Origin of the sequence: Pseudomonas sp. TWR2-1-1 (genome assembly GCF_049897045.1) — a bacterium.
Taxonomy (GTDB): domain Bacteria; phylum Pseudomonadota; class Gammaproteobacteria; order Pseudomonadales; family Pseudomonadaceae; genus Aquipseudomonas; species Aquipseudomonas versuta.
The window spans coordinates 150,534-169,551 of sequence record NZ_JAFCVM010000001.1; the positions used below are offsets into that span (position 1 = coordinate 150,534).

Here is a 19,018-nt window from a genome sequence, read left to right on the forward strand (position 1 = left end):
GCTAGATGAAGTAGGGTGAGCTATGTCGTCGCAATCCGAGTGATTTCCTTGGATCAGCAGCAGATTGAAATTCATGAACGGGAGAGTGGATGACAAGTGGATGACAAAGGCAAGATCTGGAGGTAAGAAGGCGGATGCGGGTTCAGCACGGTGACTCCATAGAGTGACGACGTCCTAATCCCGTCCTGACGCACCTATAATTCACCTTCCCTTCCAAATTCCGCAGTCACACCCTGTCATCATCCCATCCCATCCCATCCCATCCCATCCCACCCCACCCCCACCCCCACCCTCATTTGAGTAATCTCAAGCGATACTACTCTCGCCATCTTCAGGCTGAACGAACGCTGAAAGTGGGTTGTTACCTCACCCTGAACAACCTTGCTGAGAACTCACAACCCGAAACGCTGTGGTAGTGGCCAATTGCTCAGCGCGAGGGCTACTATGGCGCGTTGTTGCCATCGCTTCACGTCAAAGACTTCCAGGGAGGGTCGCTATGTGGGTTGATAACGAGACGGAAGTAGACTTCCTTAATTTCTCTGGGGTTGCTGACACAGTTGCCGAGATCGTCTATCAGGCGAACGGCCGTCCAATTTCCATCGGCGTGTCCGGTGCTTGGGGAGCGGGCAAGTCGTCGATGATCAAGCTGATCCAGGCGTCCCTTAAAGACCCGCCCGAGCGCAATGAGAAGCAGGCTAAGGACTTCGTGTTCGTCGAGTTCAATGCGTGGCTATACCAGGGCTACGACGACGCCCGAGCCGCCCTAATGGATGTGATCGCATCACGCCTAGAGGCTGAGGCCCAGAAGCGAGCAAAGGGGCTGCAAAAAGCAGCTGAGTTGGTATCACGTGTCGATTGGTTGCGTGCTGCGAAGCTCGCCAGCAGCACGGCCATTTCGTTTGCGACTGGTGCACCGACACCTGGGCTGCTGGGCGAGATCATCGGGCTGGTTGATCGACTTCGATCCGGAACGGTTGATCAGGACACGATTGAAACACTGCACGACACTGCTGAGCAGGCCAAGCAGGAGGCTGAGAAACTCTTTCATAGCGCGCCTCCCAAGAAGTCTCCACCGAAAGAGATTCAAGCGCTCAGGGATAATTTTGAGGCTATCTTGGATGATCTGGGTGTTACGCTGGTCGTGCTGATCGACGACTTGGATCGCTGTCTACCCGAAACGACGATTTCTACACTGGAAGCCATCCGACTCTTCCTGTTCCTGCGCAACACGGCATTCGTGATTGCCGCTGACAACGAGATGATCAAGCACGCTGTTCGCAAGCACTTCAGCGGTGTGCCTGATGATGTCCTCGTCACCAGCTACTTCGACAAGCTGATTCAGGTGCCGATTAGGGTTCCTCCTCTGGGCACCCAGGAAGTCAGGGCCTACATGATGATGCTGTTCTTGGAGAACAGCACGCTCCCCAAGGACGTGCTCGAAGAAATCCGTATCAAAGTACGCGGGCAGCTTCGGACAACTTGGCAGGGTAGTCGGGTAGATCGCGCCTTTATGCAAGGCTTGTACAACGACTACCCAACAGAGCTGATCGGCAAGTTTGACACTGCTGAGCGCCTGGCCGCTGTCATGACGTCGGCTTCTGGTATCCAGGGTAACCCCCGACTCATCAAGCGTTTCCTGAACGCCCTAGCTATCCGGATGAGCATCTCTCGCGCCCAAGGTGTCGGTGTCGACGAGGCTGTGCTGGTTAAGCTGATGCTGTTCGAGCGAAGCGGCAATCCCAAGGCTTACGAGGAACTGATGAAAGCCGTGGCTACCGATAAAAATGGCAAGCCAGCCATGCTCGGCGAGTGGGAAGCGGATATCAAAAAAGGCAAGAATCTGTCACTGCTGCAGCCCTGGGATCAGCTTTTCGTGAAAGAGTGGCTAGCTCTGCCTCCTGCATTGGCGGACAAAGACCTGCGTGGAGCGATTTACGTCAGTCGTGAGCATGCGCCGATCATTACGGACGAAGATCGGCTTTCGTCGGAAGCAGCGGAGTTGCTGACCGCGCTACTCGAAACGCCGGGAATGGCCATGCATCTCAAAAGCCGGTTGGCGCTCATCGCACCGGTCGAGATCAACGTGCTGATGGATCGCCTCCTGGATAAGGCGGGCGGTGAACAAGAGTGGGGCGTCCCAGACATTCTTGAAGCTTTGCTGGTTGTTGGACGGCTTGATGCCCAGCAGGGGCATCGACTGGCTGCATTTCTGAAGGAGCGTCCGCCTGCCCAAATCCAAGCGGGTATTGTGCCGAAGCTAACCGATGAAACATGGGCAAAGTCGGTGTACGAATTCTGGCTGACGGCTGACGTCAGCGGGCCGGTGAAGGCTGCAATAAGGAAATTCGATGGGAACCTCACAAAATAACGATGGGCCTGGAAAAGGCCTGCCGTTTGTACCGCCGTGGACACCTCCGCTGCCGCCGTTACCTTCTAAGCCGCCAGAGCCTCCGGAGGATGACCCTCATGACGATGGGCCACCTGAACCGGATAAGGACGAGCCTAAAGACGGCGATGACGTTGTCGATGATCCCAGACCAATGCCGCAGGCACCTCCACCCCTAGCGCCGCCAGGGCGATTCGGTGGTGCCCGACGTGGCCTTGGCGACTACGCGAGCAATGGTGATCGCGGTAGCTTGCGCAAGAGCCTTCGGGAGTATGTGCGTCATGGGTACGGCGGCGCCAAAACCACCACTGCTCGCTTTGGCGGCACTGCGTCGATCGCGGGTGTGTTTGGCAACACGCTGGAAGCTGTCGCTGGTAGTAATAATCAAACCGGCCCAGCCGTGCTTGATCCTGCCCTGTGGCAGGGCAAATCTGCTTCTGAGGTCATGGATGCGCTGGTTGAAGCGGTGCGACCAGTGGACGGTACCCAAGATGCAGAGGCCGAGCGTGCTTCCATTCGAGGCTCGCTTTCTGATGTTCTAGTGCGTTATCCAGATGCCGATCTACTCAATCTGTCGGTTGAGCAGCGGGAGTTTGCCATCGAGCGTTTTACTGCGATGGACGTGTTCCATCGGTTTGAGCTCGACCTAGGCAAAACTATCCAGGAAAAGGCCAAGTCGGCGTCCATTGCAGTGCGTCGCTTGAAGGAGATCAAGGATTACATCAGAGAGTGCGTCTCCGCATCGTTCCGCAAGATCGCTGCATCGAGTGCACGTTTGACCACGGGTCGAATATCCCAGATGGTCACGCAAGCGTTGCAAGACACCTTTGAAGTGTTTGAGGGGTACGTAGAATGAAATTCGTGTGCGGCCCAGTTGGCTTCAGTGTGCCGGGCGCCGAAGATGCCATTCAGGTGGTGATCTACGGCAAGGCAGAGAAAGGGCAGGTAAGCGTAGGTGGTTATGCTCGAGAGCTTCTGGAGAAAGCCCACCTGGAGATCAATCCCCAAGCTTGGGATTTCCTAAGCATTGCGCTTGCGGTAGTGGCGGCAGACTTCACTGCTATTCGGGCAAAGAGCGCTGATGCTTGGACGCGCGTGATCAATCTCGAGATCGCCGTTCAGGATACGGTTTTCTGGAATAGCCAGGCGCGAGCACTTGAAGGGGCTTTGCGTTTCCTCACCACGGATCGTTGGACGCTTTCTTTCCATGCGGGCGGTTTTGGCCCTCCTGCTCAGCTGCAGGCCTTGCACCCAAGCGAAGATTCAGTGGTGCTGCTGTCGGGCGGGCTAGACAGCTTGATTGGTGCCATCGACTTGGTGGAGCAGGGCGTGAAGCCTTACGCGGTTAGCCAGATTGTGAGAGGCGATGGAGAGAAGCAGGCCACCTTCGCGAAGAGCCTGGGTTTGAACCGGATTGGCCTCAATCACGTTACCAAGTCCCCTGGCCAACAAGAGCCTTCGCAGCGTGCGCGCTCAATCATTTTCTTGGCATTTGGACTAGCGGTGGCGACCTCGCTTGATCGTTACCATCGGGGTGAGACAGTCCCACTCTACATCTGTGAGAACGGCTTCATTGCCATTAACCCTCCCTTAACGATGTCGAGGTTGGGGAGCCTGAGCACAAGAACAGCACATCCTGAGTACCTTGGACGGCTCCAACAGATCTTTGATGCTGCCAGCATCAATGTGCAAATCCGAAACCCTTATGCCCTAATGACCAAGGGTGAAATGCTCGCCGCATGCCGAAACCAAGAGCTGCTCAAAGAGCATGCTGTGGCCTCAACCAGTTGCGGGCGCTTCCAACGTTTCGGCTACAAGCACTGTGGGCGGTGTGTGCCTTGCCAGGTGCGTCGTGCTTCCTTCAAACGCTGGGCTGCGATAGGCGACGACACCCGGTATGTTTACGACAACCTAAGTCAGGATGATCTGCAGCACGGGAAGTTTGAGGACGTGCGATCTGTTGGCATGGCGTTAGCCAATGTTGCCCAAGAGGGATTTGAGCACTGGCTGGGACATTGTCTCTTTTCGCCCTTTATCCAGGATCGAGCTGGCTACAATGCGATGCTTGCTAGAGGATTGAACGAGCTTGGCCACCTGCACCGGGCATACCAAATCACCTAGCTGATTCATCGCAACGCCTCGTAAAGCTCAGTGCGAGTCGATGCTGTGCTTCAAGTGCGGCATCGACATAGGTAACCTCACGGGTTGACCTTTACAAGGCCGTGAAGGCTGATGTGCGCTGGTAAGTCAGCTAGGGAGTAGCTTTTTACGACATTAATGAGAGCTGTGGAGAAGTGCATGTTGGATGCTGGGTTTTTCGATCCGCGTATGCCGTGGTGCTTTGAGCAGGTCGCGCAGGATTACAGCCAGAAGCTCGCCGCGCTTGGTAAATGGCTTTTTGTGGGGAGTGGCGCGTTGTTTTTTGTTCCGCTAACCCAGTGGATGGCACTTGGATTGGCCGGTGCTCTGCTTGTGACTGCTGTCATCCTGGGGCGTGCTTACAATGAGCATGTCGATGAATTCATCAAGCACACTTCGGTTGCAAATCTCGTCAAGATCTTCGCTCCAACGTGGCGATACATGCTCATTACGAGCCTTCTTCTCGGGGTTGGCTTAGGACTGAATGAGTGGAGTTTCTTCGCCGAGCATAAGCAAAACATTATTGGTTTGTTTGTTTCGGGCGGGATTCTGGATGTGGCAAAAGGCTTCTTCAGCAACTGAAGAATGGCGGGTAGCGGGCCGGTTTAGCCAGTAATCTGCCACGCAGAGCCGCTACCAGACGAACCTTTGTATACTGCCCCGCATGTCGCAGGAGTACACATGAGTTCATTGCCGATCAATGCCGCGTTGCCGGCTCTTCTTGAAGCCCTCCACAAACGAGATGAAGTGGTGCTCCAAGCACCGCCAGGTGCCGGTAAGACGACGCTCGTCCCGCTCGCTTTGCTCAACGAGCCTTGGCTGCGAGGGCAGACGATTATCATGCTCGAGCCACGACGGCTTGCAGCGCGCGCAGCTGCGGAGCGAATGGCCAGTGAGCTTGGTGAGAAGGTCGGTGAGACCGTTGGGTATCGCATTCGCCTGGATAGTAAGGTCGGGCCGAAGACGCGAATTGAGGTGGTGACAGAGGGGATCCTGGCGCGCCGTCTGCAGAGCGATCCTTCTCTCGACGGTGTCGGCTTGGTGATCTTCGATGAATTCCACCTCCGAAATTTGGATGCGGATCTAGCCCTAGCTCTGACTCTCAATGGCCGCGAACTCTTCCGCGATGACGCACCACTGAAGGTGCTGCTGATGTCGGCAACACTTGAAGGGGAGAGGCTATCGCGCTTGCTTGATGATGCTCCAATCGTGACCAGCGAGGGCCGGATGTTTCCGGTTAAGACAATCTGGAGCAAGCCCCAACAGCCGGGTGAGTACATCGAGCCGCGAGTCATCAGTGCGTGCTTGGATGCGCTCGCTGAACAGACCGGCAGCGTGCTGGTCTTCCTTCCAGGCCAAGCGGAGATTCGTCGAGTCGTGACGGGCTTGGAAGAGGCTCTGAGCAACTCTCCATCCCTTCAGCCTGACGTACTTCTTTGCCCTCTTCACGGCGAGCTCGACCTGAATCAGCAGCGGGCTGCGATTGATCCTGCCCCATCAGGTAAGCGGAAGGTAGTACTGGCAACGAACATCGCTGAGACGAGTATTACGATCGACGGTGTGCGTGTCGTTATCGATGCAGGACTTGAGCGGGTTCCTCGCTTCGACCCTCGCAGCAGTATGACCCGCTTGGACACTCAACGCATATCCAAAGCAAGTGCAACTCAGCGCGCTGGTCGAGCAGGCCGAATCGAGCCAGGTGTGTGCTATCGACTCTGGTCTGAAGCCCAGCATGATCAGATTCCTGCTTTCAGTTCACCTGAAATTCAGCAGGCAGATCTCACAGGCTTAGCTCTCCAATTGACGAAGTGGGGCGTGCAGCCGGGTGACCTGAAGTGGCTTGATGCTCCGCCCGCAGCTGCTTACTCCCAAGCGAGCGATTTGCTTCGGCGCCTTGGCGCGTTGCAACCAGATGGGCAACTGACAAAGCACGGGCAAGCTATGGCAGAGCTGCCGAGTCATCCACGGATTGCTCATCTCCTATTGCGAGGTCACGAGCTGGGTCTGACTGAGACGGCGTGTAATATTGCAGCGTTGCTCGGCGAGCGCGATATTCAGCGTGGTGGTGGTGCAGACCTTCACAGCCGTTTGGCCATCATGTCCGGTGAGCAGAGAGCACAGCGCGGGGAGCAAGGGGGGGGCCAACGCGCGAAGCAACTCGCTAGGCAATATCGGTCATTCTTGCGCGGCCAAGCATCGCAGCCAGTCGCTGATTCAAACCACCCTCAATGGGTGGGCTGCCTGCTGGCCTTGGCCTATCCCGGTCGGGTAGCGCAACAGCGCCGCGCTGGCGGGGCTGAGTATCGTTTGGCGAATGGTCGTGCGGCGATGTTCACCGAGATCGACGTGCTGATGAAGCATTCGTGGCTGGTGATCGCTGACTTGGGTAGCCGACAGGGGCAGCGGGAAGAGCGAATCTACCTCGCAGCCGACTTGGACGAAGCATTGTTCGAGACTGTGCTGAAAGAACAGGTTACCCAGGTGGACGAGCTCTACTGGGATGAGCGGGAAGGTGCTTTGCGCGCTGAGCGACAAGTGAAAGTAGGGGAGTTGATTTTGTCCCGCTCACAACTGGCCAACCTGGGCGATGAGGCTCGTGTACAGGCGTTGCTTAACTTTGTTCGTCGTAAGGGTTTGGAGCTTTTGCCCTGGACGCCCGAGCTTCGCCAGTGGCAGGCGAGGGTGGAGTTGCTGCGCATATTGGATGAAGAGTCGGGTAACCGAAGTGAGTGGCCTGACCTACGTGATGAGGCATTGCTGCAGTCCCTGGAAGAGTGGTTGGGGCCATATGTCGGTAAAGTCACTCGCCTCAGTCATTTTGGCCAGCTCGACTTATCGTCCGTCCTGCGCAACCTTCTGCTCTGGCCTCTTCCGCAGCAGCTTGATTCCCAGGCGCCCCAGACGGTTTCGGTACCGTCTGGATCGAATATTCGAATCGACTACAGTGAGCGACCTCCGGTTCTTGCAGTGCGACTCCAGGAGCTGTTCGGGCAATTGGATACGCCACGCATTGCGAATGGACGACAGGTGCTCAAGCTGCATCTTCTGTCACCGGCACGCCGTCCGGTACAGGTTACTCAGGACTTGGCGAACTTCTGGGCGTCGACCTACACCGAGGTGAAGAAGGATTTAAAGGGTAGGTACCCAAAGCATTTTTGGCCTGATGACCCTTTGATCGCGGAAGCTACCGCACGAGCTAAACCGAGAGGAACATAGCTAGGCTTCAGGCAATTTATAGGTATCGTATTTTAACTCTGCGAAATGAGAGCTTGTTTACCGGTTGGCAGTTGATGGAGCGTGGCGCAGTCAAAGGTCATCCCCCGAAGAATCAGTCCTTCTGCCAATACCGCTGAACCGTCGATGTGGGCAGGCCTAGTTCACGGGCAGCTTCCGCTTGGGTCTTGCCCTGCTTTCTCAAGCTAATCACAGCACTGACGCTCTGGGCGTTCGCTCGAGTGCCACGACCGCGCTTTTTCAACGCGCCATCCTGCATTTGATCCTCCATGATATTGAGCCCCCCCGACTCTATGAAGCAAAGGAGTTCCTTTTGCGCCTTTTTCAACTCGGACTCGGGAGATTCTTTGTCACGGATCGCCAAGCATAACGCCATGAGCGTAAGAAGGTTGATACCGAGCGTCTCGGCCACTTTTACAAGGGTCGGTAGCGTAGCCTGGATTTTCCCTTGTTCCAGCAAGCTTAGGTTGCTCTGGCTGATAGTCCCTGCTAGGGCTTCATAACCTAATCCTTTCAGTTTCCGGATGGTGCGTAGGGTGATGGCTAGCTCTTCCTTCACGTTCAGTATCTCAAAAGGAAGAATAGAGCCACAGTCGTGTAGGCCCACCAAATATCATATGTTGTTATTGGTGGGCAGCTTCCTTATCATGTCCATTCAATGGGCGGCGCGCTGACCCGCAAATTGGGGATGCTTCAGCAGCTTCCCTATCGGGCTGCCAAATGTATTAGCAGCGTTTATCTAGAGGATCGCCTTGAGCTAAACCGATCAAAGGTTTGGCAGGGCAAGGACTGGGTTGTTTGCCGTGTTTGTAACTTATAACAGTGAGCTGCAGGGGCAATTTAAAGTGCCGGAGAGTGTTCGGATGCTCTGGAGATCAGTGGACATCAGTCGTTGTGAATACACATTTCTGATCGAAGGCATGGGATGGGAGGATGGATGCATAGGCCCGGTTGCGCATCTCGTCACGGATGTGAGCACCATCCAAATGATGCGCGCAGCAGAGGTTGGTAATTTCCTGAGCGTGAGCAAAATCCATCTTATCCAGCCGCCTGCAAAGAATAATCAGGGCTCATACACCATGGAGCCCCTATCCGATATTCGGATTCAGGCCGGTACCGAAAGGAATCCGGTCTACGAGTTCGTAACGGATGTAGGCCGGATCTACACGAGCGCAAGGCAATGAAGTTCCATGATCAGGAGGACACATGGCTGTGACTCTGGATGATGTCACTTAATCTTTTTACGGCGCATCAGCGGTCGCACTAGGCTGGCATGGAACTGCGAGCGGGCTCGTTAGCTACTGCCGCTACATAAAGAGAAAAATGCTATGAAGCTGCAAATTTATTCAGATTTGCATAACGAATTCTCGCGATTCGAACCTCCTACCAGCAACGCGGACGTAGTGATTCTCGCCGGCGATATTGATATCAAATCGCGTGGAGTCTCATGGGCGAACGACACATTCCAGTGCCATGTTATCTATGTTTGTGGCAATCATGAGTACTACAGTGGGCACATAGGTCACACACTGCGAAAAATGAAAGATGCGGCATTGCCCCATGTGCATGTGCTCGAAAACGAGATGCTCATTCTCGATGGCACACGCTTTTTGGTCACAACTGCCTGGACGGATTATTCGGCTACCGGTGATGTGTTTGCGGCAAAGCGGGTTGCATGGGATTCGATGAACGATTTCTTGGCTATTCGAGCCGACTTGGATTACAGGCGCTTGCGTCCAGATGACCTAGTCGCGAAATCCATGAGAGCTCACCGCTGGTTAACCCAGGAGCTTAATAGACCTTTCGACGGCAAAACAGTGGTTGTCACACATCATGCACCTGTGTTGGATCATCTGAGTGGCGATCATCCCGGACATCTGGCTGCAGCCTATGCAAACGATTGGTCAGAGTTACTTAGTAAGGCTGATCTTTGGGTTTATGGGCATACCCACGTTGCGGCGGATTTCTCAAAGGAAGGGTGTCGAGTGGTGTCCAATCCACGCGGTTATCCGGGTCAAAGCACAGGCTTCGATCCTGAGTGCTTGGTGGTGGTTTGAGGGTGAATGGATCTCGTCAGTGTCCTCCATTGAGCTAGGAGTTGATAGATCATAACTAGCGGGTGTGAGCATGCTCGAACGGTTGGTATTTAGTGCAAATCTAAGGTTTTTGAATGGTCACTTTGAATGAAATCTCGCAGTTATTATACGGAGCTGGAGATGAATCGCCTGGCTGGCAGGACTCTGAAGAAGAACTGATCTCTTTGGCTGCAAAGACATTTCCAGGCAAAGCATTCTGTGTGGTGAAACAGTGGATCTTGATCGACCTCACCGTGACGCCGGTTGAAAGGGAAAAGCTTACGAGCCTCGGTCTACTTCCCGCGACGCTTTTCGCTCACGAAGTCGTGCTGGACAGTAAAGGTCGCTTTCAATCTGGCATGTGGGTACGCAGTAACTTCGGCAAATCCTTCACTGAAGGCTGCATGTTTGAAACCAAGAGTACCGCCTACCTCCTTTTAGGTTCTGGTCTGAGAAAAGAGGCAAGCATTGGCGCTGCTTTTTCCATGAAAACCGGGTAATCGACGGTCAGCACATACACATAATTTTTAATTTTGGAGCTTTGGCCTATTGGCGCTGATTGAAAACTGACCCAAGAAGGATTACTGATTTCTGTCCCAGTAATTGTGGATAAGCTTAGCAGCAGTGTTCCGATTCAAGACGCATCAAGCCCCACTGCTTTTATGCATGCAGCAGGGCATTTATGGTGCGGATCAAAATGGCTCATCCTCCTCGATATAATCTCCGTCCTTGCGCTTTCGTTCTCGTGACTTGATCTTTGTCTGGGCGGCTAGGCTTGCGCTCGATAAGCGGGATGTAGTGCTGCCGGTCAAAACAGACCTGATCTCGATCAAAGAGGCGCTCGTGACTGGCAATCACTGTTTCGTCCGCAATGACCACAATCCGCAAAGGGTACAAACGGCTGCTGGCCCACTGACCAACTCGTGGCCTTAGCTGGGGTACGCAACCAACCAGAATGCGCGACAGGTGCACAGCTTCATGTGGGAGTCCTGGATACGTTATAACAGGCCACCGATCAGCAGGCCTTCTTCGCTCCAGTCAAACTGAAAGGCCTCACCGAGGGCAAAGGTCAGTGGTACAAAAGCGCGTACTGACTTGCCTTGCTCGCACCGGCAAAAGCGGACAAACGCCGTGAGCTGGTTGTAACCGCCGTCGTAACCCTCAGCCCTTCAATGGCGAACCCGCTTCAGTGGGTAACGGGATGATGGTGGCCCTGAGAGCCGAGTCAAGAACCCAAGTAGATTTGATTCACGCTGCAGGTTTGGCTTAGGCCGAACAGATACTGGCAAGCCCGGCATTCGAGAGACTTACATCGCCGATTTTTATGTCGGTTACTTCCGAGATCCTGCAGGAAGCAAATAGTGGTTTTCTTTAAAGGTTTATGCTCGTTCGGCGCGGGACAATCCAGCATCGGAAGCGCAGAGCGCACTTGTCCACAAAAACCTAAAAACCGAATTAGCCTCAGTCGCTGTCAACAACCAGATCGATTATCTGCCCATACAGAGTCGATAAATTTTTCGAGGACGCCGATTTGTTCACATTTTCTAGGATCGTTTTTCACCGTGCGTAGTAACCAACCCGCAAATCAAGCTTGTCAAATCCTCCAGGGCTACCGGTTTTCCGAGAGATGCATCAAATCGGCCTTCCCCTTGGTACTGCGCACCTCCGGCAGCACCGTAACCTGTGAGAGCAATTGCCGGCACGGCTGCGTACTCCGGTAACTTACGTAACGCAGCAAGTAGCTCATGACCATCCATGTGCGGCAGTCCAATATCCGAGATAATTACATCGAAGCGTTGCGTGTGAGCCACTGACAGAGCTTTAGATGGGTGATCGAACGCCAGGACGTGGGCGTCTTCTAATTCAAGCAGTAGCTGTAACGCTTCTAAGACTTCCTGTGAGTCGTCGATGAGGAGTATACGAATGCCAGCCAACTGACCTTGCTCGTTATCGGGGTCATTAAAGGCATGCTGTTCACATGCTTCGGTTAGTGGAAGTTCTACGGTGAAGCGTGACCCCTTACCCGCGCCCTCAGAATACGCCTGTATCACGCCATGGTGGCTTTTAACCAGTTGTTCGACCAACGCCAAGCCAATCCCCAAGCCACCTCGGTGCTGGCCTAAAGGGCGATGGTCGGCCTGTCCGAACATCTCGAAGATATATTCCAATTGGTCATTCTCGATACCCGGCCCAGTGTCGATCACTTCGATACGTACAGCCTGCTCCAGTTTCGTCGTGACAACTTGCACCGTACCTTCAGCAGGGGTGAACTTGATGGCGTTACTGATCAGGTTCCAAATGATCTGCTCTATCCGGGTTTGATCTGCATCGATGAATAGACTTTGTTCAGGTGTCGTGAAGTGAATCTTGCATCCGGGTTCTGCTTTCAGCACGACTTGTTGAATTTCATTGAGTACCACCACGAGATCCAGCGGCTTGCATTGCAACTGCAGCTTGCCATTGCGTACCCGCGCGACGTCCATGAGGTCATCGATGATGCGCGCTTGGCTGGCTACCGCGTCAGTGATGGTGGTGATTGCCTTTTGCAGAGTCGGATCCTTCTTCGCAACTGGAAGCCGACGCGCCACCTGGGCGTTTAGCTGAATAAGGTTTAGCGGGTGTTTGAGCTCATGCGACATCACCGCAAAGAACTGATCTTTTTGCTGGCTGGAACTCAGCGATGCATTAAGGCTTTGCTGTTGCTTTTCGTGCAAATTGATATGGTCAGTCAGATCGCGTGCGATTTTGACGAAGCCTTGAAAGCCTTTGCTCGCCAATGCTGTGACCTCGCCGCTGCAATAAAACTTGCTGCCATCCTTGCGTGCGTGCCAGCGCTCATCGTCACTGCGACCTTCGGTGCGTGCCGTTTCCAGCTCCATTTCTGGCACACCTGCGCGCTGATCCTCGGCGGAAAAGATGAAGCGAAAATGCTGACCTTCCGCCTCGACCCGACTGAAGCCAAAGGTGTTCCTCGCCCCGTCGTTCCAATCAGTGATAAAGCCTTCCTCGTTAAGCACGATAATCGCGTAGTCATGGGTGCTTTCTGTGACCAGACGCATTCGTTCTTCGCTCAACCGAAGCTCTTGCTCAGCCTCGCGGCGTGAGGTGATGTCAATAAAGGTCAGAACGATACCGCCTATCTGATCCACATTGGATCGATATGGCAAGATCCGCACGATGTACCAACGGCCCTCGGAACTCGCGATTTCACGTTCGATGCCCTTGAGGGTCTCGAATACTAAAATGGCATCTTCGGCAATTCCGTCGTATTTGAGGCGATGAGTGATATCCATTAAGGGGCGACCTGTATCTACCGCCAGCATGCTAAAGATGTCCGTAGCTCGGGGCGTAAACCATTTGATGCGCAGCTCTCGATCAACAAAAACAGTGGCAATATCGGTAGAGCTGATCAGATTGCTTAGGTAGTCGTTGACCTGGTCTGTTTCCTCAACCTTGATCTTCAGCTCGTGGTTTACAGTGAGGAGTTCTTCGTTTATTGACTGCAACTCTTCCTTGCTGGTTTCCAGCTCTTCGGACGCAGAACGTAGCTCTTCATTGATCGCCTGCATTTCCTCGTTGGAGGCCTTTAGTTCTTCGCTCGAGACTTCCGATTGCTCTATAATTTCCTGAAGTTGCATTTTGGTACGTTGCAACTCCCGATCCAGATTAGAAAGCATCTGATTCTCAGGCTGCACGGAAGCGTTGGAACTAACGTTCTGTGCGTCTATTTCTTGCTCGATGAACAAGATGTAAAGGCAGTTCAGCTCTGTTTCAGAGTCCGTGAACGGATGCACTTCGATCTGCACGTGATAATGCTGTCCATCACGGTTGTGGTTGATCGGACGTGCCCGAGCGGACTGCCCAGATTGTTGAGCTTGGAAGATGGTAGTGTGCAGTTCCAGGCGCAGATCTCCGCCCACTAGCGATAAAAGATTATTGCTGACCTCTCCGGTCATATGCTGAAGATATCGACCAGCGCCCTGACTGATATAGAGAATATCGGCTTCGCTATTAACGATGATGCTTGGTGGAGAAAAACGCTCTGCAGCCCGTTGATAGAGTTCGACCGTGGATGGCTTTTTCACCGGTCGCGTATCACTAGGCAGAGACGATGAAATGGTACGTGCGTAACCACCACGGGGCATGGCAGGTAGTCTGTGCGTATTGGGGCCGCCGCGAGCACGAAAAATACGATTCTTTTTGTCGACGGTGGTAAAAAGCTCAGGGCAAGCATCCGCTGATTCAGAGGTACCGAGAAAGAGATATCCACCGGCTCGCAACGCAAAATGAAACATCTGTAGAATTTCGCGCTGAATATCACGGTCGAGGTAAATAAGTAGATTGCGGCAGACAATCAGGTCTATTTGAGAGAAAGGCGGATCTACTAACAGGCTGTGTTTGGCGAACAACACTCGCTCTCGGATATCCTTTCGAACGCGATAATCGGCATCTTCTTTGACGAAATACTGCCGCAGACGGACGGGTGAGACATCCGTGATGATTGCCTCAGAATACAGCCCTTTGCGCCCGGTACTTATCGCGCGGTCGTCAATGTCGCTGGCGAAAACTTGAATTGTGAAATCAGATGACGTTTCAGCTTTGTACTCATTAAGCAGGATAGCGAGTGAATATGCTTCTTCCCCTGTGGATGCACCCGCTGACCAGACTCGTATCTCGTGGGTACTATCGGTGCTGTTTTGACGGGCGAACAACTGGGGGATCACTTCGCGCTCCAATGATTCAAATGATTCACGGTCGCGAAAGAAATTGGTTACGCCGATGAGCATGTCATCGAGCAGAGCCTTGGTCTCATCAGCATGGTCACAGATGTAGCGATAATAGGCGGGCAAATTAGGCTGTGTGGTCACCTGCATACGGCGTTCGATACGACGCAAAACTGTGGCACGCTTGTAGTGCTTGAAGTCATGACCGGTAGTCGAGCGCAGCTTGATAAGAATATCAAGCAACGCTTGCTCTGCTTGTTCGACAGCCCGTTCATCTAGCTTAGGCGGAGAACCTGGTTGGATATCCACAGCATTTGGAAGTTGAATGCGCTGGGCGTTGTGCCATACATCCAGAATTTTCTGCGGCATTTCGACAACCGGTAGTACGAAATCGACTTTGTGAGTATTGATCGCCGCCTGCGGCATCCCGTCAAACTCGGCATCCTCTGGATGCTGGGCTAGGGTGACACCACCTTGCTCCTTGATACGCGACAGCCCAACGGCTCCATCAGATCCAGTACCTGATAAGACCACGCAGAAAGCTAGTTCCTTATGAGCGTCCGCGAGATCACGGAAGAAAAGGTCGATGGTTACGTGTCGACCATTTCTTGGCTCCGGGGGCAAACCACGTAGGTAGCCATCGTTCATCGACAGGCGCTGCGCAGGAGATATTACATACACATGGTTGCGTTCGATGGGCGTAGCAGAAACCAATGGGGTGACGGGCATCTTAGTTCGGGAAGCGATCAGTTTTCCTGCACTGCTTTGGTGATCGGGTGACAAATGCATAACCACCACAAACGCCAGCCCGCTGTCAGCTGGCATATGCTCGAAAAAATGCTGAACAGCCTGCAAACCTCCTGCGGAAGCTCCAATACCTACCACCGGAAAGCCTAGATGGCTAGGTTGAATATCCTGTCGCTGCGGGCGATCTGCGTCCGCATCATTTTTGGTGTTCATCACGTAAGTCCTATCGTGGTCACAGATTGTGGGGATCACCTCTAGAGCTAGCTTGTTAGCTACGGCTGTCCATGGCGAACCACAATCTGCGGCGAGCGAACACCTCGAAAGGAGACATTAAATAATAGCCCATAGGGAAAGTGAGAGAGACCTTTTTAAATATGCTGGCTGGCGCGAATGTGTCGAAGCAGAAGACTAAACAGACGAGTATTCATTGAGATAGATTGCACCACCGAAGAATCCAATCCAAAGCCATTTCATACGACGACCCTTGAGCGGCGATACTAGATCAGTTGGGACGTGCATAGCGGAGAAAGCACAGGCGAACCGCCATTCATCGACAGGGCTGAACTGCGCGAAATACTTTGTCTCTACTGATGACATGACACCATGGAGAGTTTCATCATGAATGAAGACAGAAAAGAGCACGCGTTGGCGACATGGCATCAGCTCCTAGAACACCCTGAGATTCGAATGAGCGCTCCGGAACAGTACGACGAACTACTTCGCCTTGCTGAGGAGTATTGCGAGGAAGGATTTGTCACCCGGGAAGACCGTCGACGGATGATTGAGAAGGCCACCGCAAACTATAGCCGTGCAGTGGAAGGTCTCGGCCAAGGCACTTAAGGTCATGGCGGGCGCAAATCGCACAGCGCCACCTCTCCTAGGATTATAAGACGGTCGAATTTTTGACTTATGCCTTGCGTGGTGAATTATTTATCGCGCCAGTCACTCAGAGGTGAACTAACTGGGCCTCCAACAAGGTAGACACAAAAGACACCAGCTCAGATGCTCTATTACAGGGTCGGCCTCACGACGACTTTCACAGGCAGAAGACCTCAATGACCTCAGCATTGAAAGAGGAGGCTTTCACCTTTGGAGGCCTTCTGGATCGGATTCAGACGTTTTGGCTTGACGAGATGGTTGAACGGAAAGCACCTCGTTCGTGCAGGCTGTGTCGAGATTGAGTTGATCGTTTTCACCGAGAGAGCTGTACTGTTCCCGGAGCTTTCGAAGGTCTTTTGACCCCATGTTGTCCAAGGACAACGTCGCGTTTTGTGCGTCTTTAGTGGCTCGAATCAACTCGTCGATTTTGAGATGCAAAATGTCATTGTCACGGTTTTGCGTGTTCTGGATCAGAAAAACCATCAGGAAGGTGATGATGGTAGTCGAGGTATTGATGATCAGCTGCCATGTATCGTTGTAATGAAAGTATGGCCCTGTGAGCGCCCAAACTCCGATTAAAACGATGGCCAGTAAGAAGGTTTTTGAACTGCCTGCCCAGTTGGAAAGCGCTTGGCAGAAACTTGCGAATTTCATGATTGCGAACTCTCGTAGTATTTATGATACAGACAACCCTACCACTTGAAACATTTTATTACATTTTTCCCTTTCGTCGGATTCTCCTGTCACGGGAATCAATTTCTTCCCTGACACCATGAGAAGTTTGCTGGGATTTCTTCAACCCACATAACCCCTTTTTAGCTCAAAGGGTCGACAAGGTGAAAAACCATACAATTCTTTGTACGCGAATCCTTGACGAGGATCTGACAGGTCACCCACCCCTACGTCTACGTGCTCAGGTCTTTCTCGCTGGGTAAGGCGCCTCCGCCTACTTTTGTTCAGATATTTGCATTTCGTCAGACATTTTGAACCTAACTCGGAATCGGTAGCTCAACTGGAAAATGTTCGAGGTGAGCGAAATGAACGCTTTAAAGAACCAACTGACATTTCCACGAGAAACCAAATTACTCGCTTTGGATGCTTGGCACAGTGGCTTGGGAAATCTTGAATTGAGGACGGATTGCTCAGACGCCTATCACGACGAGCTGCTGCGCCAGGCGGATAAATTGGATTGCATGGGAGTTCTCAGCTGGTACAAATGGCGCGACCTGCGAAGGGAAGCAGACGAGGCGTACATGCGTGCGCTCGCTGGAGACAATTACCACCGAGGTTATTCTGGCCATGTCCATTGCTAGCGACACTGTCCAATACCTGCGTGATAACGCATTGGTGATTACCACAGCGGAGTCGTGTACGGCGGGCAAAATTGTCACGCTGTTATCAGAGGTTGAGGGCAGCGGCGAATTAATTGAATGTGGCTACGTCGTTTACTCGCCCCAAGCGAAGGAGCGACTACTCCATGTCAGCCCGCAAACTATCAAAACCTTCAACCTGACTAGCGTTGAAGTGGCGAGAGAAATGGCTACTGGCGCCTTGCGAGATAGCACCGCTAATGCCGCAGTGGCGACTACCGGAATACTGGGGCCGGACGATGTCGATGGAATCCCTGCAGGCACAATTTGTTTTGCCTGGGCGTTTCAGTCGGATGATGACTGCCATGTGTTCAGTCGCGAACACAGATTCTTCGGAGGACGTTGTCATGTTCAAGCAGAGGCGACGGAATATGCGTTGCAATGGCTACCGCATTTTCATTGTCGAGCGCGAGCTTGCAAGAAGGTTAAAGCTTCATGAGCGAAGACTCCGATAATGCAGATCTGAGAAGCCGCGAACATCCGATTCGCGAGGACATGGCCTATCAACAGAAGGTCTGGCGTTTTGAGCGCCTAGGCTGGTACGTATTGGTTTTAGTAGTTTTGATGGGATTGATGGGCGTCTTTTCCAGAGGCTTGCTCAGCTCAAGAGATGTCCGTAGCAATGACGGAAAGGTCAGGGTGGAATATGAAATGTTCCATCGCAATGGCTCGACTAATTCGATGAAAATCACTTTGAGCTCAACGCCAGATACTCAGGTAGAGCTGGAGCTCGCAGGTCAGCTAATGGAAGGCTTTAGTATCGAAACTCTACAACCGATACCTCTGCGCTCAAGAAGTTCTTCAAAGGGCATCAGGCTCTGGCTACAGACTGATCTTGATGGTCAAGCGACGCTGTACATTACCTTGCGAGGGGACGGCCTTGGCTTCCATCGAAGTCAGATCTCTTCACCGGGCACCAACGGTATAAAGCTTGTGCAGTTCATTTTCCCTTAGGTGATTTATGGATTCGGTCTTGCGTGCAGGTGCCATGTATTTAGCGCTCATGGTGCTCTTCAAGATTGCTGGGCGACGCTCACTGGCGGAGCTGACTACCTTCGATTTCGTTCTATTGATGATGATTGGCGAGGCTACGCAGCAAGCGCTGCTAGGTGATGATTTCTCGCTGACCAATTCGATGATCGTCATTGTTACGTTGATCTCTATCGATGTCGGATTGTCCTTGCTCAAGCAACGCTCGGGATGGGTTTCACGGCTGATCGATGGTGAGCCCACCATTATCGTTGAAAACGGCAAGCTTCTTCATCAACGGCTACGTCAGGCCCGACTGGTCGAAGCTGACGTCATGGAAGCCGCACGATCCAGTCAGGGGATTGAGACGCTGGAAGACATCAAGTACGCGATCATTGAGCGCAACGGCAAGATTTCCATCATTGCCCGAGAGGATTAATTTCTGAGGCTAACATGCGTCCCGAGATTTGCTTGGAACACCCTGATTAGTCTGCG

At 53.0% G+C, this 19,018-nt stretch carries 15 protein-coding genes and 2 pseudogenes; 12 read left to right on the forward strand and 5 right to left on the reverse strand.

The genetic code is table 11. From position 1 onward, the window contains the following. Positions 1 to 496: 496 nt before the first annotated feature. The 5 genes from ACP7BO_RS00770 to hrpB all read left to right on the forward strand — a co-directional run bounded on the left by ACP7BO_RS00770 (position 497) and on the right by hrpB (position 7,741). Positions 497 to 2,368 (forward strand): KAP family P-loop NTPase fold protein, encoded by a 1,872-nt coding sequence (locus tag ACP7BO_RS00770; protein ID WP_016779298.1) that lies wholly within the window; start codon positions 497 to 499, stop codon positions 2,366 to 2,368. Next, the gene (gene qatB / locus ACP7BO_RS00775; RefSeq protein WP_029611211.1) at positions 2,349 to 3,242 is read left to right on the forward strand and encodes a Qat anti-phage system associated protein QatB; all 894 of its coding nucleotides are present in this window, start codon (positions 2,349 to 2,351) and stop codon (positions 3,240 to 3,242) included. Before ACP7BO_RS00770 ends, qatB begins: the two co-directional genes overlap by 20 nt. Continuing rightward, entirely contained in the window at positions 3,239 to 4,507 is a 1,269-nt protein-coding gene (qatC, locus tag ACP7BO_RS00780; protein WP_016779301.1) for a Qat anti-phage system QueC-like protein QatC, read from the forward strand. Before qatB ends, qatC begins: the two co-directional genes overlap by 4 nt. Positions 4,508 to 4,684: 177 nt before the next feature. Continuing rightward, positions 4,685 to 5,107, forward strand: a complete 423-nt coding sequence (locus tag ACP7BO_RS00785) for a hypothetical protein (RefSeq protein WP_426208109.1) — start codon at positions 4,685 to 4,687, stop codon at positions 5,105 to 5,107. Between the two features lie 99 nt (positions 5,108 to 5,206). Continuing rightward, entirely contained in the window at positions 5,207 to 7,741 is a 2,535-nt protein-coding gene (gene hrpB / locus ACP7BO_RS00790) for an ATP-dependent helicase HrpB (RefSeq protein ID WP_426208111.1), read from the forward strand. Positions 7,742 to 7,853: 112 nt separating this feature from the next. Here hrpB and ACP7BO_RS00795 read toward each other — a convergent pair whose 3' ends face one another. Further along, on the reverse strand, positions 7,854 to 8,318 hold the full coding sequence (locus tag ACP7BO_RS00795) for a helix-turn-helix domain-containing protein (RefSeq protein WP_228795880.1): 465 nt from the start codon (positions 8,316 to 8,318) through the stop codon (positions 7,854 to 7,856). Between the two features lie 235 nt (positions 8,319 to 8,553). Between ACP7BO_RS00795 and ACP7BO_RS00800 the strand changes: the two genes are divergently transcribed. The 3 genes from ACP7BO_RS00800 to ACP7BO_RS00810 all read left to right on the forward strand — a co-directional run bounded on the left by ACP7BO_RS00800 (position 8,554) and on the right by ACP7BO_RS00810 (position 10,334). Beyond that, positions 8,554 to 8,943, forward strand: coding sequence for a hypothetical protein (locus ACP7BO_RS00800; RefSeq protein WP_426208113.1), 390 nt, complete (start codon positions 8,554 to 8,556; stop codon positions 8,941 to 8,943). Between the two features lie 144 nt (positions 8,944 to 9,087). Then, on the forward strand, positions 9,088 to 9,816 hold the full coding sequence (locus tag ACP7BO_RS00805; protein WP_426208115.1) for a metallophosphoesterase: 729 nt from the start codon (positions 9,088 to 9,090) through the stop codon (positions 9,814 to 9,816). Positions 9,817 to 9,929: 113 nt separating this feature from the next. Continuing rightward, the gene (locus ACP7BO_RS00810; protein WP_426208117.1) at positions 9,930 to 10,334 is read left to right on the forward strand and encodes a DUF6957 family protein; all 405 of its coding nucleotides are present in this window, start codon (positions 9,930 to 9,932) and stop codon (positions 10,332 to 10,334) included. Between the two features lie 192 nt (positions 10,335 to 10,526). Here the strand turns inward: ACP7BO_RS00810 and ACP7BO_RS00815 are convergent. The 3 genes and pseudogenes from ACP7BO_RS00815 to ACP7BO_RS00825 all read right to left on the reverse strand — a co-directional run. Then, positions 10,527 to 10,616: pseudogene (locus ACP7BO_RS00815) on the reverse strand (AAA family ATPase); the annotation flags it as partial. 150 nt (positions 10,617 to 10,766) lie between these two features. Then, a pseudogene (locus ACP7BO_RS00820) lies at positions 10,767 to 11,003 on the reverse strand (IS21 family transposase); the annotation flags it as partial. A gap of 375 nt (positions 11,004 to 11,378) precedes the next feature. Next, entirely contained in the window at positions 11,379 to 15,518 is a 4,140-nt protein-coding gene (locus ACP7BO_RS00825) for a CheR family methyltransferase (protein WP_426208119.1), read from the reverse strand. 405 nt (positions 15,519 to 15,923) lie between these two features. On the opposite strand from ACP7BO_RS00825, the gene ACP7BO_RS00830 reads away from it, so the two are divergent. Then, positions 15,924 to 16,145 carry a hypothetical protein gene (locus tag ACP7BO_RS00830; RefSeq protein WP_426208120.1) on the forward strand — a complete coding sequence of 74 codons (222 nt, stop codon included), beginning with the start codon at positions 15,924 to 15,926 and terminating at the stop codon, positions 16,143 to 16,145. 243 nt (positions 16,146 to 16,388) lie between these two features. Here ACP7BO_RS00830 and ACP7BO_RS00835 read toward each other — a convergent pair whose 3' ends face one another. Beyond that, a complete protein-coding gene (locus ACP7BO_RS00835) occupies positions 16,389 to 16,838 on the reverse strand; it encodes a low affinity iron permease family protein (RefSeq protein ID WP_426208122.1) in 450 nt (149 codons plus the stop codon). Positions 16,839 to 17,483: 645 nt separating this feature from the next. Here ACP7BO_RS00835 and ACP7BO_RS00840 point away from each other — a divergent pair. Genes ACP7BO_RS00840 through ACP7BO_RS00850 form a run of 3 tightly spaced genes read left to right on the forward strand, consistent with a single transcriptional unit; the run spans position 17,484 to position 18,962 of the window. After that, positions 17,484 to 17,993: a CinA family protein gene (locus ACP7BO_RS00840; protein WP_426208893.1), complete on the forward strand. Its 510-nt coding sequence runs from the start codon at positions 17,484 to 17,486 to the stop codon at positions 17,991 to 17,993. Beyond that, positions 17,990 to 18,508 carry a hypothetical protein gene (locus ACP7BO_RS00845; protein ID WP_426208124.1) on the forward strand — a complete coding sequence of 173 codons (519 nt, stop codon included), beginning with the start codon at positions 17,990 to 17,992 and terminating at the stop codon, positions 18,506 to 18,508. Before ACP7BO_RS00840 ends, ACP7BO_RS00845 begins: the two co-directional genes overlap by 4 nt. Before the next feature lie 7 nt (positions 18,509 to 18,515). Next, positions 18,516 to 18,962, forward strand: a complete 447-nt coding sequence (locus tag ACP7BO_RS00850) for a DUF421 domain-containing protein (RefSeq protein ID WP_426208126.1) — start codon at positions 18,516 to 18,518, stop codon at positions 18,960 to 18,962. Positions 18,963 to 19,018 lie beyond the last annotated feature (56 nt).